This is a genomic window from Paenibacillus eucommiae (genome assembly GCF_017874215.1).
Lineage (GTDB): Bacteria > Bacillota > Bacilli > Paenibacillales > NBRC-103111 > Paenibacillus_AI > Paenibacillus_AI eucommiae.
In genome coordinates this window covers 116,866-135,190 of sequence record NZ_JAGGLB010000011.1, presented here as the reverse complement: position 1 = coordinate 135,190, position 18,325 = coordinate 116,866, and the positions used below count along the sequence as shown (strand labels likewise).

The following is an 18,325-nucleotide window of genomic DNA, read 5'->3' as shown; positions in this document are numbered from 1 at the left end:
TGCATGGACAGTGCGTCTCTTGTAAGATATTCTATTTAATAATGATAATCATTATTAATGAAAACGCAGGGGGATTATGTACATGTTAGCAAGAACGAAGAAAAGTAATGGCAGGTTATGGATTCATTTTACTCTTATTGCAGTGCTGCTGCTCGTTGTCGCAGGGTGCGGCAGTGCAGGATCGGAAACACAGAAGAATGGCGTCACACAGACACCCGCATCGAGTTCAAACGTAGTTTCTTCGCCTGCTGCGGGAACTGATTCCAATGCAAAACGGACAATGAAAGATGCTTATGGCGATGTAGAAGTTCCAGCGAATCCGGTGCGGATCGTTGTGCTGGATATCGGAGCGCTCGATAATTTGTTGGAATTGGGGATTAAGCCAGTTGGCGCTCCATCGATTTTGTCACCTGGAGATCCTTATCCAAGCTACCTGAAGGGGACTGATGGCATTGAGAACATCGGGTCGGTGAATGAACCGAACCTTGAAGTGATAGATAGGCTCAAGCCGGACCTTATTATCGGCAACAAAGACACACATGATGGCATTCATGATCAATTGAAGCAAATTGCCCCAACCGTATTTGTAGAGACACTCGGCGTGACCTAGAAGGCCAACCTTAAAGTCCATGCGGAAGCCGTTAATAAAGCTGAAGAAGGCAATAAACTGCTTGAAGCTTACCAGCAACGAGCGGAAGAATTGAAATCTGCAATCACAGGCAAATCGGACAAGGTGGTGTCCTTATTCCGTCCGCGTCAGGATAAAATTGTGATCTACCTGACTAATACATTTGCTGGACTGATTATGAAAGATGCTGGAGTCACCCGTCCTGAAGCCCAGTCGGGGGAAGGATTCTCCGTAGATATAACAGAGGAGCAGATAGGGGACTTGGAAGGCAATGTCATTCTCTGGTTCAATCGGGAGAAGGAAGCTTTCGCCAAGCTGGAAGGCAGCCAGCTGTGGGCGACTTTGGAAGGTGTGAAGAACAATAAGGTGCATCCGGTGGATTGGGAGTATTGGATGAGTGGACTAGGCATTCAAGCTGCCAACAGCGTGCTTAATGATCTGAACACATTCCTTGCTGACTAACAGATTTGGATTTTCAATAATAGCATGAATACTAGCAATGAATAATAGCATGACCAGGATTGGGCAGCCCTCAGCGCTGCCCAGTCTTTCTGCATGATTATACAGCAATATGTGTTGGGGGGTTGGACATTGAAGCTCAGATTCATTGGATTGGGATTTCTTCTTGTCCTTGTCATCATGGCGATAGTAGCGAGTATTATATTCGGGATTGTCCATATTCCATCCGGTTCAGTGCTGGATGCTTTCACGTCCTATGACGGATCACGTGAGCAGCTGATTATTCGCACCGTGAGGCTTCCGAGGGCTCTGATTGCCGCTATGGTAGGCAGTGCACTAGCTGTGGCCGGCTGTCTGATGCAGGCGCTGAGCCGCAATGCGCTTGCCGGTCCGGAATTGTTCGGAGTGAATTATGGGGCAGCCCTGGCTGCGGTTCTTGCTTTATACATATTCGGTTCCACCTCGCTTACCGTATTTGCCTGGGCGGCGCTGATCGGTGCAGCAGTCGCAGGAGCAGCCGTGTTTCTGCTCAGTTCAGTGGGCAGAGAGCCCTTGACGTCAGTCAAGCTGGTGCTGGCGGGGGCCACCTTGAATTTGCTCCTGGCTTCTCTGACGCAGGGCATTCTAATTCTAAATGAACAGACGCTGGATACGATGCGATTCTGGCTCGCGGGTTCACTTACGGGGCGTGATCTTTCCTTATTCACGCAGCTTTTTCCCTATATGCTGGCCGGTCTGCTCCTAGCGTTCTTCATGGGTAAACATATGAACATCATTAGTCTGGGGGATGAGATGGCTCAGGGACTGGGTCAGCGTGTGTTCTTCATAAAAGTGCTTTGTATTGGAGCGATTGTCCTGCTCGCTGGGAGTGCTGTTGCGATTGCTGGACCGATTGGCTTCGTCGGGCTTGCAGTTCCGCATATGGCACGCTTCGTGGTCGGAATCAATTACCGCTGGATTATCCCCTATGCGGCTTTGATCGGTGCGCTGCTTTTACTGGTGGCCGATATTGGGGCGCGATTCGTGCTTCCTTCCCAAGAAGTACCTGTGGGAGTCGTAACTGCCTTCTTCGGTGCGCCCTTCCTGATTGTTCTGGCTCAGCGAAAGGGGGGAGCGATATAGCTTCTTCGGTATCGAAAAGACATTGGATATGGATCATCGGGCTGCTGGTACTGCTGAACTTGCTGGTGCTGGTTTTGAGCATCGTCATGGGTGAGAGAACGATTCCGCTGCTTGCTGCCATTGGGACTGTGCTGGGCATAGGCGGTGATGAATATATGTTTACGGTGTATAAGCTGCGTCTGCCAAGAGCTTTGACCGGTTTTCTGGCAGGGTGTGGTCTGGCTATGTCGGGGACCATCCTGCAGGTCATTACCCGTAACCCCCTTGCTTCACCGGGCGTCATCGGACTCAATTCAGGAGCGGCCGCTGCTGTAGTCGCTGCTATCGTGCTTGTTCCGTCAATGCCGATGAGCAGATTGCCGCTGGTTGCCTTTGGAGGGGCATTACTGGTCGCAACGTTCATCTATGGATTGTCTTGGCGTAAAGGCAGCTCTATGCTTCGCATGCTTCTGATTGGCATAGGCATATCCGCGATGGCAGGTGCGCTGATTACTTATTTAATGACCATCGGCAATATTTTCCGTGTCTCACAAGCTTTTGTATGGATGGCGGGCAGTTTATATGGGCGGACATGGGATCACTTTTGGCCTCTGCTGCCATGGATAGTTGTTTTGTTTCCGCTTCTGTACCTGCTTGCCCGCCAGCTTGATCTGTTTCAATTTGGGGATGAGTCGGCGATGGGATTGGGGATTCGCCTGGAGACGATGCGTCTTGTATTTATTGCCATCAGCGTCGGCTTGGCTGGATCAGCCGTATCCATGGCTGGAACGATTGCATTCGTCGGTCTGATGGCTCCGCATATGGCGATGCACTTGGTAGGTAGCCAGAGCAGGAAGCGGATTCCGGTTGCTGCCTTGCTGGGGGGCTTTATCGTCATGCTGGCGGATTTGCTGGGAAGGATGCTTTTCTCGCCATTCGAAATTCCGGTCGGTTTGATTACTGCACTGATTGGCGCGCCGTATATGATCTATTTGCTGATTCGTCGCAGAGTTGTATAATGTAAGATATTGCTCTGATCGACGAAAGGCAGGTGTTACCCCGAATGCCGTCTCATTCCATATTGAGCCAACCATTATATTTGTTCTCCTCCGTGCGCAAGCGTAAATTTTCATGCGGACAGAGGGATAGAACTTACCGGGTCCCTGTGCATTTGCTTTGTTTTATTGTTGAGGGGGAAGGGGTTATGCTGATCGATGGAATGCTGCACAGAATCCGCCCATTCGAGTTGTATTTGCTCGCTCCGGGTATGATTCTGGAGATTCCTGATCAATCCAGGACTTATGAATATTACGGTGTATTTTTTCAACCGGTTTTGCTGACTAAATCCCGGGGACTGTTCGAAGCGGCACAATCCTTGTCATTGCCCGGATCGCTGCCAGCCGGACATGTCCCTGTTTCTCAACCGCAGCAGGTACTTCAGCATATATTAAAGATGTATGAGAACAGCAGAGGACCGTTCAAAGGGGATTCTTTATCCATGCGGCTGCAGTTGGAAGCATTCATGAACACGCTTCTCCGAAATATGCCGGATATGCAGGAGGAGAGCGACGATCGTATCGACCGGAGCTTAACCTATATAGAACAGCATTACGCGGGGAAAATCAGCGTAGAAAAGCTGGCCGGGATTGCAGGTATGTCACCTATTCCCTATTCCCGGTTATTCCGCAAAGTTACAGGCTTGCCACCTGTTGAGTATATGAACACGTTTCGGATGGAGAAAGCGAAGCGGCTCATCAGCCAGGAGAACAGCCGGGTCAAGGAAGTGGCTGCATCCGTAGGTTTTCGCAGTGAGTTTTATTTCAGCCGGTTGTTCCAGCGTATGGTTGGAGTATCGCCAACTGTATATATGAAGCGAGGAACGTTGAGAGTGGCCGTGGCCTCATCACTTGGATTTCATGATCATTTGCAGTCAGTAGGGGTAGATCCCGTGTGCGTGGTGGATTTATTTCATTATCCGGGCATGGAAGCACAGGCATATGCTGAACAGTTGAATAATCAGATGGATCAATTGCGGCAAACCTCGCCCGACATCATTATTGCCGATCATTATCATTTAGATTTCAGAGAGTTATTGAAGCAGGTGGCACCCCCTGTTTTTCTCGACTTCTCCGTCTGGGACTGGAAGCGGAACTTTCTGAAGATCGTAGAGCTTGTTGATCGGGAACGTGAAGCTGCACAGACGCTTGCCCGCCTCGAGATGCGGACTGCAGATGTCGGACAGATGCTGCGTCAAAAACTGGCAGATGAGCGTGTAACAATTATGCAGGTAAACCACCGGGTAATCGGAATTCAAGGTACTATCGATCATCCGCTGAATGAATTGATTTATTCAGAACTTGCATTGAAGTCGGGCCAACAAGTGCCTGTGGACAGATGGAGATGGGAAATGCCGCCAGAATCACTCCCTCCGCTGGAGACGGAGCATCTTTTTATCCAGAAGCACCATGTTTTGGCAGGCAGTGAATTCATATTTAAGCGGCTTATAGAGACGTCTGTCTGGAATGAAATTCACGCGGTTCGTCATGATCATGTACAAATGATTCCGAACTGGTTCGTGATGAGCTGGACGCCTCGGGGGAGAGAACAGATTATGAACACGCTTATGGACAGATTTGCGAACAATTGAATGCTGAATATGAAAAATCTGACCACCCATAAATGAGTGGCCTGCATCTGCGGGTAGATGTAAGCAGCTTTCTTCTGCTAATGATGCTGCTGCCAACGATCAGGACTGCACATATAGACTGCATATTGTGCAGGATCCTGTACTTATTGCACAAAACGGATTGTTTCTCTTACATATTTCCGATGGATAGCGTATAGTTGATAGCATATTTTCTTTATAAATCGAGGTGCGCTATGAAGATCTTCAAACCATCTTTTTTTTATCGGAAAAAATATTATCTTCGTATTGTGTTCTCCATTAGTTTTTTGACCGTTATTTTGATCGGCGCTTTAACCATGGCTTTGTATATCTATGGCAAACAAACCATTACGCGAATAGAATCTCAAAGCAATATGCAAGTATTAAATCAAGTGCGGTTTAATTTTGAATTAATGGACTCAACCATTAAAAATGCCGCTAAATATTTGTTCGTAAATCCAGACACAACCGCGTTGCTGAATGCTACGGGCAATCTGGATTACGACGATATTTACAACCGCTTGAACCGGGTAACAAGCTCCGTTATTGCTTCAAATTCGTTTATCCATTCCATCGGTTTTTATAATGAATACCAAAGCCAGTACTATTATGCTGGTAAGCAGATGTACTACGATGATACGGGTTTCAAGCAAATGATTGCCGACTACCCGAAAATTCCGCGCATGAAGCCGATTTTTCGCTTAATCGATCATTCATTCGGAGATAAGACCGTAAATGAAAAGATCATCACGTACTTGCTCTATCAAGATTCTGGCGAACCGGCAAAGATTGATTACGCTGTGGTCATTAACGTAAATGCCAATTGGATCAGAGACAATCTCGATTTGCTCCATATGGTTAATCCTAAAATCGGTGAAAGTGTCTACATCTATAGCGATACTAGCGGCTTTCTGGATAACAGCGAATCTGATGAGAGCTTGCGTCAATCGCTGCTCGCTGCTTATGGTCGTGAAACTAATAAAGATCAGAGCAATCAAGGTTCCTTTGAGCAGAAGTTGAACATGCAGGATTATGTGATAAGCTATCAGAATTTAAAGGAACAAGGGCTGACGATTTTCAAAATACGCCCGAGCGCAGTGGTCTACCAATCTCTTCATACTTTGAGTATTTTCTTGTGGATTATTTTTGTTATTTTCGTGCTGGTGGCGTTGTTTTTTTCTATCCTGGTATCGGGCATCGTTTACAATCCAATCCAGAAGCTGGTCCGGCAGGTAACGGTCAAATCCAATCAAAGCCAGGTGAACGATGAAATTTTATTCCTCAGCAGTAACTATGACGAGTCCATAAACACGCTAAAGAAATATGATGTAGAAAAAAAGAACTATCATGCTTTGATGAAAACATATTTTATAAAAAATATGTTATTAGGAGAAGGGTTGTCTTCCAGAGAGCTGTTTGAAAAAACATGCGAAGAATATAAGTTGAAGCTTATTTTTGATGGAGCCTATTGCCTTTGCCTCGTCCAAATTGACGAATATGAGCGTTTTCAACAAAGCTATAACCAGTATGACCGGAATTTACTAAAGTATGCCTTATTCAATGTGTTCACTGAATCCTATGGAGAAGTGAGCCACGCGGAAGTTGCTGAAATGCACGATGACGACATCGTATTGATGCTTCCATGCGGAAGCTTTGAAACGGGCTGGCCAGAAGCACTAGAGGATAAGGTACAAAAGGCACAGCATTTCATGCTCGAATATTACAAACTGTCTGTTACTGTTTCGATGAGTCCTATTTTTCAAGGTGTCGGGAATATGCCGGGAGCTTATAAGACTTTGCTGCATGATGCTTCCTATCGCTTTTTTTTGGGACATGGCAGCTTTATTACACCCAAGCGGTTGAAGGCCAACAAGGAAACCAGCAAAACTACGTACTCTCAAAAGCTTGAAACGGCTTTGCTGGATAATATTCAAACAGGGAATCTATCCGGCATTAAACAATCCTTAGGCCTGATCCAAGCCGAGCTTAAGGGGATAAGCTATGAGCACATGACGCTATCTTTCATGCACCTTTTGAATGTGATAAGAAGCTCATTGATTCATAATGGCAAGCAAAATCATGAGGAAACCGGCAAAGATATCCTGAAATTATTAAGGTCTATTGGAAGCTATGAAACGATAGAGGAGTGCTTTGCAAAGCTAATATCCATTTTGAACCCTATCGTGAATGGCAGTAAAAATGATGAAACATCGAATCAAAGCTTTGTGCTGGAAACTGCTTATAATATGATTAAATTGACTTATCCGGAAAACACGCTGTGTGCCGATTTCATCGCCACGCAACTAAAGATTCACCCGCGAAGGCTTGCAAAAATCTTCAAGGATGGAACGGGGATGTCTATAGCCGATTGCATTAACGAAGTACGCATGAAGGAAGCCGCGGCACTACTTGAAAACTCCAATATGAATGTGTACGATATTATTTTTCGGGTGGGCTATGAGAACGAGTCCTATTTTTATAAATTGTTCAAAAGTCGTTATGGAATTACACCTAAGGAATATGCCAATAAATTTCGGGATGGTACAGATTGACTATATATTCACATCAAACATCTGGAATAGACAGCTTAAACATTCCAAGTAAGGGGCGGTGGGCGCAGATCATCGTTACGGACACCAGAGACCTTATTTGCCGTAATTCACCCTATTTAGGGAAGCTTACGGACATCAGATCCCCTATTTGGATAAAAAGAAGCTGAATTACCACTAGCCAAGGCGAATAACGTACTTCATGTCCGTAAGATCCAAAAAACCCGAATTTTCATGTCTTTCATGGAAAATCGGGCTTTTTTTGTGGCCAGAAAATATAAGTTTTGGGATAATTCCTGGAGTGAAAAATTCTCGATTACACAGTGCAGCTTTGATGAGCGTTAGTGGCAGCCCCGCCCTCCGTGGAAATGAGCGTGCTCGACTTAACGATGTTTTTCATCGTTAAAACATCAGCTCCTCCTCAACTGCGCGGGCTCTTCATCTCCCGCGCCTGCGCCTGGCTGGCTGTCCGTTTGAGCTTGTGTTCGTGTGATTGCATCTGAAAGAGGGAATGGCTGTGGGAGGGAGAGCGGTAGCGTCCGCCTTTAAAGATTTGTTCCTACCTCCTTATGTATACCATTCAAGGGAACAAATCTTTAACAGCGGCTGGAGCCCACAGCCATTCCCTCCGCCTATCGTCAAATCTAATAACAACTTAAATATGCAATTATTACAGGGAAATGCAAAAAAAACAGTACAAATATACAGCTCCGGTTCTGAAGTTGCAGTTCCATCTGTTCGTTATACCCAGCATAATAAATTTTGTACAGCAGCAAATTCTTGCCCGATAGCACGATAGCATGATTGCACAATGTTGCTCCTACAAATTTAGAAATGAATAGAGGCTGTAAAGAGCATGAACAAAACAATAGTCAGACGCTTCAAATATTTTAAAAGCAGCTGGGGGCTTACCCTGCTCGCATTGCCAACCATTTGTTACATTTTCGTTTTTTCTTATGTACCTTTATATGGTTTGATGGTTCCGTTTAAAGATTATAATTTCAGTCAGGGATTCTGGGGCAGTCCGTGGATTGGCTTGAAAAACTTTGAATATTTATTGAATTCAGACTTAATAGGGATTGTACGCAACACTATAGTCATGAACGGCTTATTTATCATCATCAATGTAATAGTAGGAGTTACGGTGGCACTGCTCTTGTTCGAACTCGGAAAGAGGGCTAGTAAAACGTATCAGACCTTGCTTTTTTTACCCTATTTTATTTCGTGGATCGTGGTTTCTTACGCTGTGTATGGTTTTCTTGATCCGGAACTCGGAATTGTCAACAAGATCATTGCGGCCTACGGTGGGGAGCAGATCATGTTTTATAATGAGCCGAAGTATTGGCTGTTTATCTTAGTTGCCGTGAATGCATGGAAATTGCTTGGCTATGGGGCATTGATGTATTTTGCAGCATTGATGGGGATTGATTCCGAGTATTATGAAGCCGCAAAGCTGGATGGAGCGAGCAGGTTTCAACAGGCTATTCATATTTCTATCCCTATGATCCGCCCGATTATCATCATCATGGTGATTCTGTCCATCGGAAATATTTTCTATGCTGATATCGGTTTGTTCTATAGCGTTCCCAAAGATAGTGCCATGTTATATCCAGCAACGGACGTTATTGATACCTACGTATATCGGGCACTTCGTGTCCTTGGCGATTTCGGAATGTCCTCCGCGGCAGGCTTGGTACAATCTATTTGTGGCTTTACGCTGGTCATCTTGTCCAATTATGTAATTGGAAAAATCAGCAAAGAAGATAAAATATTTTAAAGGTGGATATGCAGATGGGCATTTCAGTTGAAAAAACAGGCAGACTAAAGAAAGAACATAGAAGCTATAACTTTTTCGTTCATCTTATATTTATTATTTTATGTGCGCTCATTGTCGTACCTTTCATTATAATATTGATGGCCTCTATATCGGATGAAATTTCGCTGATCCGCGAAGGTTACTGGATTTGGCCCCGGGGGTTTTCATTAAACGCATATGAGCTGATAGCTCAGAACAGTACACAATTGATTCGTTCTTATACTGTGACTATTATAACAACTTTGGCGGGAACCGTACTCGGTCTTTGGCTGATGATCACAATGGGGTATGTGTTAAGCCGCAAGGATTATCGTTATGGCAATTTTCTTTCCTTCTATGTTTTTTTTACGATGTTATTTAGAGGCGGACTTGTGCCGACTTACATTCTGGTGACGAAGTGGCTCGGTATGCACAATACGATCTTCGCTTTATTTGTACCGGCTTTGGTTAATGCTTTCTATATTTTAATGGTCAAAGGATTCTTGAAGAGTATACCTGATGCTATTTTTGAATCTGCCAAAATCGATGGTGCCGGGGAATTCAGGATTTTTACAAGGATTGTCATTCCGTTATCAGCGCCTGCTATAGCAACAATCGGTCTGCTCTCGGCACTAGGCTTCTGGAACGAATGGTTCGCAAGTATTTTGTACACGGATAGCAACCAGTTATTGACGCTGCAGGCAATGCTTCATCGAATGCTCAACAGTATTCAATTTCTCAGCTTGTCCAACAATGTGAGCTTATCGAGCTCAATGCTTCCTCAGAATACTTTTCGGATGGCCATGTGTGTACTTGCCGTAGGTCCTTTGCTGCTGGTTTTCCCATTTTTTCAGCGGTTTTTCACAAGAGGACTGACTGTGGGTTCCGTCAAAGGGTAGGTCAACCCGGCAGCTTGTCTTAAGCGCGATTAAGAGGAGATGCCGTTCACATATAGCTCTACAGACAAAAGATCTTGCTCAGCTTACAATGATTACAGGGCAAAATGAAAAATTCAATCTAGGGGGTCTTTGCTTTGGCAAAAAGGAAAATGAACAAATCGTACTTCAAGTCACTTTTTATACTTATTCTTACATTAACGGTTGTTGCAGGTTGCAGCGGCAAAACCAATACAGACCCAACGGATTCGGCAGCTCCTTCTCCAGAGAATGCTTCTACAAGCTCTCCGAATAGTACGGATAGTTCAAGTGCAGGCATGGACACGAAGGAGTTCGTAACACTCACTTGGTACATGCCGCCGCCACTGGACCCGCGTCCGAATGAGGATAAGGTGATGAAATATTTGAATGAGATTTTAAAAGAAAAAATCAATGTGAATCTCGTTTTTAAATTTGTGGACTGGTCCACTTATGCCCAAAAAATTAAGGTGTCGTCTGCGGCAGGTGAAGAATTCGATATATTTAGCGATTTTGGCTCTATTGGCTTCAGCCAAAACGTATCCAGTGGTATTGCTTTGGAACTGGATGATTTACTCAACCAATATGGCAAGGATATTATCCAAAAAAATCCGGATAAGGCTTGGCAAGCTGTTACAAGCAATGGTAAAAAGTATGGGATTGCTAACCCGAGTGCATGGGTGGAGACGCCAAATTTTGCTTTTCGCAATGATATCGTAGACAAATATAACATTGATTATGCGAGTATTCATAACTTTAAGGATCTCGAACCGGTTCTGAAAATGCTGAAAGAAAATGAACCGGATCTCATTCCATACTTGGGTGTTTTCGGTATGCCGCAAACCTTTGATAAGATAACTCCAACAATTGGATATGATACAACAGATGGTAAATGGAAAAGTCTGCTCGATAGCAAGGCATGGCTGGATGTAACCAGAATCCAGAAGGATTGGTATGAGAAGGGCTATATACCGAAAAAGGTTGTTGAGGGAACAGATAGTGTAGCTGAATTTAAAACTGGCCGGTATGCGGTTACCAGCTATAGTATATATGACGCTTCATTTGTTAAAATATCTACGGATTTTGCAACACCTATGGTGGCAAGCCCGCTTGATTATAAGAATCTGGTTACTGGATCAAGCATACGTGGTGCTATCAACTATATTAGCAAAACAAGCAAGCACCCTGAGCGGGCGATGATGCTGCTCAATCTGTTGTACGCTGACAAAGAATTGTTCAACAAGTTTGCTTACGGGATAGAAGGTCAGGATTGGGATTATGTTTCTGGAAAAGGTACCGATAATCCAACAGTGAAAACGAAAGATCAGATGGGTTGGGCTATATGGCATCCTTGGATCGGAAGTTTATGGGATCAATGGCCGTCCAACTGGAACAGTCAGGCTGTACTGGACGGACTCAAATCCGCCATTGATAAAGCGGAATATTCTCCTTATGTTGGATTTGTATTTGATTCTGCACCTGTAAAGAAAGAATTGGCACAGATAGAAGCGATCACGCCGGAGACGCGGCCCCTATTCATGTCGAAAGATTTGGACGGCAAAATAGCGGAGTACAAGGACAGGCTGAACAAGGCTGGACTGGAAACTGTGTTGGCAGAAATTCAAAAACAAGTAGATGCTTGGAAAGCTACAGGCGGAAATTAACCCAATTGGGGGCATTATGTGAATGCCCCCTCTTACTTTATGAATGAGGAGATTTGGAATCATGAGAATTGATCAGCTATCCCAATTTCGAATGCATTATTATGATACCGCCAATCAGTTGAGAGATCATGTGTATAACCGCTCGAAAGCAGCTTTCGCTAAGGGTAGACTGGCTAGAGAAGCGATTGCTGATAAGGAGCAATTAATGGAAAGACAACAGTACATTCGGACAGCTTTCTTGAAGGGAATGGGGGAGCTTCCCGGCTCAGATTCCCCCTTGGAAGCCCGGGTTACTAATACTTTGCAAGCAGCTGGCTATCGTATAGAGAATATCATATTCGAATCAAGGCCTGGTCATATGGTAACGGCTAATTTCTATATTCCGGATGGACTGGCTTTACCTGGCGCTGCGGTATTATTTCTATGCGGTCATGATGATAATGCCAAGCAGTCCGATGAATATCAGACGGTCTGTCAATATCTGGTTCAGGCGGGATTACTTGTCTTTGCGATGGATCCCATCGGTCAGGGAGAGAGGCAAAATTACTATGAAGCTGATCTAGAGAAAGTATTGATTGAAGGACCTACGACTGATCATGAATATGCAGGTGTGCAATCTCTGTTGCTTGGCAAACCATTGGCAGGGTATTTTCTTCACGATGCCATGCGTGCCTTAGATTACTTGAGTGAACGAGCAGAGGTAGATCCGAAACGGATCGGTGTAACTGGCAATTCGGGAGGCGGTATGCAAACAGCCATGCTGATGCTGGCTGACCCAAGAATCGCTGCTGCGGCTCCAGCCACCTTTATTATGGATAGAGAAATTTATATGCTGGCTGGTCAAGCTCAGGATGCGGAACAAATATGGCCCGGGTTTTCAAGTCATGGTCTCGATCATGAGGATATTCTTTTGGCCATGGTGCCCAGACCCGTTTTAATCCTTGCTGCAGCCTCTGATTTTTTTCCAATTGAAGGAACCATACGCACCTATGAGCGTGCAAAGAAGTTTTGGGAAAAGGAGCATGCAGGGGGTTATCTTCAATTATTCGTAGACGATTCAACTCATCAGTATACAGTGCCGATGGCTAAAGCTGCGGCTGATTTTTTTGCAAAACATTTATTGAAGCGGGTTCCTGATTTTTCTCAGATGGCCGTAACTTTATTGGAGCACCAGTCGTTGTGGTGTACACCAAAAGGCAAGACGATGAACGGGCTCAGTTCGGTGAGAGGCATTCATGAAGAGAATGCTGCTTATATGAACGAGTTGGAACAGTTGTTTGAGAAAGATAGCTTCTTCAGCGACACGGGCTTGGAATGGCTGCATCAGCAAATCTATCAGGATAGGGTGAAGGTCGAGCTCAACCCCCGGATTATACCTTATGGCCATGTCGGTAATTTACGGATGGAGAGCCTGTTTTGGCGCAGCCAGGAAGGGGTGTATAACCATGGCTTTCTTTTTCAAGATATTCGTGAAGCCCAAATGGCCAAGAGAGTAACAATAGCTCTATGGGAGGGCGGGACTATTCGCAGTGCCGAGCATTTTACATGGATTCAGAGTCAATGCAAGCAGGGGGAAGCCGTATTCATTCTGGATGTAACGGGTACAGGAGCTGCTGCTCCCAATCCGATTAATAATTATCCGATTCTTCATCAGTTCGGTACGCTGCATAAGCTGACTGCAGATTTATTCTGGTTGAATGACAGTTTGGCTGCTATTCGGGTATACGACTTGCTTAGAGCTTTTGAATTGTTGGAACAGCTTGGCTATGCATCTGGAACGATCAGTGCCTATGCGGTTGGCCGTATGAATTTCTATGCGCGCCTTGCCAATCTAGTTGACGATCGTGTTCGCCTGATGGAATGTGGAGAGTGCGGAGAGAGTATGAGGGAGCTTGTGAAATCCAAATACTACAATGATTACGATATATATAGTTACCTTATTCCTGGGTTGTTAAGGTATGTCAATCTGTAGCAGTTAAAGACTGCCCAATAATTATCATGGAATTATTTCTGCGAGTCCCAGTTCATGGCAGCTAATAAACCCCGAACCCTGCGTAGTTAGCTGGTTGTGGGGTTTATTTTACAATTGAGGAGATTCAATTTGCAGGTGAATACAGAAGGATGTCGAATATTTATTTCAAATATTATGTGGATACCGAGGGGAGAGGGGGGCATGGTTCAAAGTCGGCGAATTAGGTTCGTGGTGCTTTTTGCTATTCTGCTTGTTTTGATTGCCGTCTTGTCTATGCCCGTCGTCGGATTATCGGCTGACAAGACTGGGCCCAGAGTGAAGGATGGTATGTTGGACTTGCGAGATTGGAACTTGGGCCATGATGGAGTAGTTCGGCTTAATGGAACATGGGCCTTTCATCGGGAGCGGCTGCTTACGACTACGGATGTACGTGGCAGGAATCCTGAAAATCCAGACTCATTCGCGAAGGTGCCTGGAGAGTGGAAGCATTACGGAATGCCAGGGCACGGCTATGCAACCTATCATCTAAAGGTACTGACGCAGGGAGATACCGGTCCGCTTGGTCTGCAAATTCCTGCTATTGCGCCAGCTTATAAGGTTATTGTAGACGGACAAATCATCGCAGAGACGGGGACACTCGCAGTGGAAGGGGAAGCGATGCACCCTGTCTATTTGCCGAAAACTGTTATTTTCAATCCTCCGGTAGGAGAGTTCGATTTGCTCATACAAATCGCCAATAATCTTTATCCACAAGGCGGCATTTGGTATAGTCTAACGTTGGGTACTGAGCAGAATATGCTGGATTTGAAGGAGCGCAATTGGATTATCGATATGGCTGTGTTCGGTGGCTGCGCGTTGATCGGTTTGTATCAAATAGCGGTCTATTTGCTGCGTCATGAGGAACGATCGACTTTGTATTTCGGTATTTGCTGTCTACTGGGGGCAATCCGATTATGGGTTGTGGGTGGTATGTACCTGGTTCATGTTTTTCCAAATACAGATATCCGTTTCATGATCCTGCTGGAGTATCTCACTTATTATGGCGGGGTTACGATGGGACTGCTGTTTGTGCGGCAATTGTATCCGAAGGAATTTAACAGCTTTGTTATCAAGCTGCTTGTCTGGACCGGATGCGGCTTTATGGGAAGCGTCTTACTTCTTCCTACCGAATTGTATACCAGTTTGATCGATTATTTCAAGCTTGTATCGATGTTCAGTTTTGCTTACATCATCTATGGTTTCTTATTATCCATGTGGCGAGGACGAAGTGGTGCATTGCTCCAGTTGTCAGGGTGGCTCATATTCGCCACTACCGCCATTCACGATATCCTATACAGTGATGGTCAGATCATTTGGATCGATATGCAGCTTGTACCCTACGGTTTTATTATGCTTGTCTTTATTGAGGCGATGGAGCTCGCCAGGCGATTCACCAATGCTTATCGCACTATTGGAACGATGTCGGAGGAGTTGATAGTCATCAACCGAATGAAAGACGAATTTCTCGCTAACACCTCACATGAGCTGAAAACGCCGCTGCACGGCATCTTGAATCTTACCTTGGCTTTGTCCGAAGGAAAGGCGGGTCCGCTGAATGAAATTCAACGGGAGCAGCTGGAGGTCGTCACTGCGGTGTCTCGCCGCATGTCCAATTTGATCAATGATATTCTTGACTTGTCCCGGCTGAAGAATAGAGGTATTCAACTGCAGCTAAAGCCCGTCAATATCCGTGCGCTGGTGTCGGCGCAGCAAGAGGTGCTTCGCCACTATATCGGGGATAAGCCAGTGTTGCTTTTGCTGGAATGGCCGGAGTTGTCGGTTTCCGAAGAAGTCCAGGAGTCCCAAGAGACCCTTCCTTATGCCCTGGCTGATGAGAGCCGACTGCTTCAGATTTTGTACAATCTTATCGGCAATGCGATAAAATTTACTAAGGAAGGTCAGGTCAAGGTATCGGTCTGGCTTGCCGGGAGTATGCTGCATATTGCTGTTACCGATACCGGTATCGGAATTCCGGAAGATAAGCTGGAACTGATTTTTCAATCTTTTGAGCAAGCGGGTACGTCGGTAGCCAGAGAATATGGAGGGACGGGACTTGGACTCGGCATCGCCAGACGATTGGTAGAGCTGCATGGGGGACAGATTGCAGTCGTTTCGGAGGTTGGCAAGGGGTCTGTCTTTTCGTTTACGGTTCCAGTCTATGAAGGGGAAATGAGTGTTAACGGAGAGGCACAATCCCGGCCGGAAGTTTACGGGAAAGCTGATGGAGCAGCTGCTGCCCGCCTCCCGGCGGGATGGCCTGAGTTGGCCGCAGCAGCGCAAGTCCCTTATAAAGATAACAAGCGAAAGCAAGCGATTCTGGCCGTCGACGATGATCCTGTCAATCTGCGGGTAATCATGGCTGCATTGGCGGACGAGCCTTACGAGGTGCTTACTGCGTCTGGAGGCGAGCAGGCGCTGGCCATGCTTGATAGTGGTGAACGCCGGATTGGGCTGGTCATCCTGGATGTTATGATGCCTGGGATGTCGGGTTATGAGACTTGCCAGCGCATTCGCCGAAGCTTTACACTCTCTGAGCTTCCTATACTGTTGACAACGGTGAGGAACGAGCCGGAAGATATGATGTACGGCTTTGAAGTGGGAGCGAGTGATTTCCTGACAAAGCCGTTTCATCCTCATGAGCTGTGTGCGAGAGCGCGTACGCTGCTGGAGATGAAACGCTCAGCGGAGGACGCAGTCCGTTCGGAGATGGCGTTTCTCCAGGCGCAGATCAAGCCCCATTTTCTCTATAATGCGCTGAATACGATTATTTCGCTGTCACTGGAGGAGCCGCAAATGGCTCACGATCTGCTGCTGCATCTAAGCAAGTACTTGCGGGGCAGCTTTGATTTTAAAAGCAAGGAAAGGCTGGTTCCACTGCGAAAAGAGCTGGAGCTGACGGAGGCCTATCTCCAGATCGAACGCGCACGATTCGGCAGTAGATTGCATGTTTGCTATGAGGTAGAGGAAACCGCAGATTGCCTGCTCCCGCCGCTGACGCTACAGCCGCTGGTGGAAAATGCGGTGAGACACGGTGTAATGAAAGATGAAGAAGGTGGTACAGTGACAGTGGCGATCCGCGTCGTAGACAATATGGCTGTTATTTCCGTCGAAGATGATGGAGCGGGAATGTCCGCAGAAGCATTGGAGAATCTCTCGAAGGAAGCTGAGGGGGAAGGCGGCGTCGGACTGAGGAATATTCATCAGCGAATGCTTCGCCTCTATGGCAGCGGGCTTGAGATCGAGAGTGAAACCGGAAGCGGCACCAAGGTCACACTGCGTGTTCCGCTAGCCGATAATGAAATGGAGGGGCACATATGATCCGGGTGATAGCGGTGGATGATGAGCAGCCCGCTCTCAAACGAATAGGACAACTGCTGCAAGCATGCGATGAAGTGCAGGTTTGCGGCTTGTTCGATCGGGCTAATGCTTTTCTGGAGCATGCGCTAATGGCGTCGGAACCGATCGATTTGGTGCTGCTTGATATGGAGATGCCTGGTCTTCATGGACTGGAGCTGGCACGTCGACTGCGCGCTTTTCGACCGGAAATCCATATAGCTTTCCTTACGGCTTATGAGGAATATGCCCGCGATGCTTTTGATGTGGAGGCGCTGGACTATTTGCTGAAGCCGATTACGAAGGACGATCTGGCCAGGACGCTGAGCCGCTTCGTTAAGAGGAGCGGCCGTCATCAGGCCGAAGAAGGGAACATCAAGCGAGGCATCTCAGTCCGCAGCTTTGGCCCTTTCGCAGTAATGAAGGATAATGGCGAGTCTGTACACTTCCGCAATTCAAAGGGAAGGGAGCTGCTTGCCTATTTGCATCATTATCGGGGAAATCCTGTTAGTAAGTCTCAGATCTTGGATGAAATCTGGCAGGGACGTGATGTGGAGCGGTCACAGGTCACACTGCACTCGACGGTGTATCAGCTTCGGAAGGATCTTGAAGCTTGCGGTTTGCAAGACACTGTGGGGCAGACGAAGACGGCTGGCGGCAGCTATTTTTTGCGCTGGTCCATTGCTATTGATGATGTCCTAGCATACGAAAAAGAATATCAGCTATATAAGCAGCATGCATCCCTGACGCATATTATACAGGCCATTCAGCTATACGGAAGTGGTTATTTAGCTGGGAGCGGATATGGATGGGCGGCACCCCGCCAGGCCGAGCTTGAACTAAGCTATACCGAGCTGCTGGAAGCCATGGTGGATATCTATGTCAGGCAGCAGCGCTATGAAATTGCTTTGAGTCCAATGCAGAAATGGGCTCAACTGCTCCCGCTTGATGTGCGGCTTCACGCAAAGATGATTGCGCTTTTGCTGCTTATGAAAAGAGAAGCGGATGCTTTGGCATATCATAAGCTCGCGCTGGAACTAACTGATCAATCAGGAGGAACGTCTGAGCAGGATTTGGATTTCTCTCGTATCTCTGCTAGTCCGTCTTCGATGTTCTGAACGGTTTGGGTAATTGGGGAACCGCTTTCCTGCTGCAGGATGAGCTGTTTTTTTTGCGTATTTTTTTAGTTGTTCCTTATGATTTTCG

Annotated in this window: 10 protein-coding genes and 1 pseudogene; all 11 read left to right on the top strand. The window is 46.2% G+C overall.

Annotation, left to right across the window (positions count from 1 at the left end; translation table 11 throughout):
* The first annotated feature begins 76 nt into the window (after positions 1-76).
* The 11 genes and pseudogenes from J2Z66_RS42700 to J2Z66_RS17075 all read left to right on the top strand — a co-directional run bounded on the left by J2Z66_RS42700 (position 77) and on the right by J2Z66_RS17075 (position 18,237).
* Positions 77-1,090, top strand: a pseudogene (locus tag J2Z66_RS42700) (ABC transporter substrate-binding protein).
* 93 nt (positions 1,091-1,183) lie between these two features.
* On the top strand, positions 1,184-2,209 hold the full coding sequence (locus J2Z66_RS17120; RefSeq protein WP_209972670.1) for a FecCD family ABC transporter permease: 1,026 nt from the start codon (positions 1,184-1,186) through the stop codon (positions 2,207-2,209).
* Positions 2,206-3,207, top strand: coding sequence for a FecCD family ABC transporter permease (locus J2Z66_RS17115; protein WP_446686404.1), 1,002 nt, complete (start codon positions 2,206-2,208; stop codon positions 3,205-3,207). Before J2Z66_RS17120 ends, J2Z66_RS17115 begins: the two co-directional genes overlap by 4 nt.
* Before the next feature lie 185 nt (positions 3,208-3,392).
* A complete protein-coding gene (locus J2Z66_RS17110; RefSeq protein ID WP_209972669.1) occupies positions 3,393-4,835 on the top strand; it encodes a helix-turn-helix domain-containing protein in 1,443 nt (480 codons plus the stop codon).
* A gap of 233 nt (positions 4,836-5,068) precedes the next feature.
* Complete coding sequence (locus tag J2Z66_RS17105) at positions 5,069-7,405, top strand: helix-turn-helix domain-containing protein (RefSeq protein WP_209972668.1); 2,337 nt, start codon at positions 5,069-5,071, stop codon at positions 7,403-7,405.
* An 853-nt stretch (positions 7,406-8,258) separates the two neighbouring features.
* Positions 8,259-9,179 carry an ABC transporter permease subunit gene (locus J2Z66_RS17100; protein ID WP_209972667.1) on the top strand — a complete coding sequence of 307 codons (921 nt, stop codon included), beginning with the start codon at positions 8,259-8,261 and terminating at the stop codon, positions 9,177-9,179.
* Between the two features lie 14 nt (positions 9,180-9,193).
* Positions 9,194-10,096, top strand: coding sequence for a carbohydrate ABC transporter permease (locus J2Z66_RS17095; RefSeq protein ID WP_209972666.1), 903 nt, complete (start codon positions 9,194-9,196; stop codon positions 10,094-10,096).
* A 134-nt stretch (positions 10,097-10,230) separates the two neighbouring features.
* Positions 10,231-11,775, top strand: a complete 1,545-nt coding sequence (locus J2Z66_RS17090; RefSeq protein ID WP_209972665.1) for an extracellular solute-binding protein — start codon at positions 10,231-10,233, stop codon at positions 11,773-11,775.
* A 61-nt stretch (positions 11,776-11,836) separates the two neighbouring features.
* A complete protein-coding gene (locus J2Z66_RS17085) occupies positions 11,837-13,747 on the top strand; it encodes an alpha/beta hydrolase family protein (protein ID WP_209972664.1) in 1,911 nt (636 codons plus the stop codon).
* 201 nt (positions 13,748-13,948) lie between these two features.
* The gene (locus J2Z66_RS17080) at positions 13,949-17,104 is read left to right on the top strand and encodes an ATP-binding protein (RefSeq protein WP_209972663.1); all 3,156 of its coding nucleotides are present in this window, start codon (positions 13,949-13,951) and stop codon (positions 17,102-17,104) included.
* Positions 17,101-18,237 (top strand): response regulator, encoded by a 1,137-nt coding sequence (locus tag J2Z66_RS17075; RefSeq protein WP_209972662.1) that lies wholly within the window; start codon positions 17,101-17,103, stop codon positions 18,235-18,237. Before J2Z66_RS17080 ends, J2Z66_RS17075 begins: the two co-directional genes overlap by 4 nt.
* The last annotated feature ends 88 nt before the right edge of the window (positions 18,238-18,325 follow it).

Excerpts from the sequence above, each read along its gene's own strand:
- J2Z66_RS17100 (WP_209972667.1), top strand. The coding sequence starts at position 8,259 with ATGAACAAAACAATAGTCAGACGCTTCAAATATTTTAAAAGCAGCTGG.
- J2Z66_RS17120 (WP_209972670.1), top strand. The coding sequence starts at position 1,184 with ATGATTATACAGCAATATGTGTTGGGGGGTTGGACATTGAAGCTCAGA.
- J2Z66_RS17080 (WP_209972663.1), top strand. The coding sequence starts at position 13,949 with ATGGTTCAAAGTCGGCGAATTAGGTTCGTGGTGCTTTTTGCTATTCTG.
- J2Z66_RS17110 (WP_209972669.1), top strand. The coding sequence starts at position 3,393 with ATGCTGATCGATGGAATGCTGCACAGAATCCGCCCATTCGAGTTGTAT.
- J2Z66_RS17075 (WP_209972662.1), top strand. The coding sequence starts at position 17,101 with ATGATCCGGGTGATAGCGGTGGATGATGAGCAGCCCGCTCTCAAACGA.
- J2Z66_RS17105 (WP_209972668.1), top strand. The coding sequence starts at position 5,069 with ATGAAGATCTTCAAACCATCTTTTTTTTATCGGAAAAAATATTATCTT.
- J2Z66_RS17085 (WP_209972664.1), top strand. The coding sequence starts at position 11,837 with ATGAGAATTGATCAGCTATCCCAATTTCGAATGCATTATTATGATACC.
- J2Z66_RS17095 (WP_209972666.1), top strand. The coding sequence starts at position 9,194 with ATGGGCATTTCAGTTGAAAAAACAGGCAGACTAAAGAAAGAACATAGA.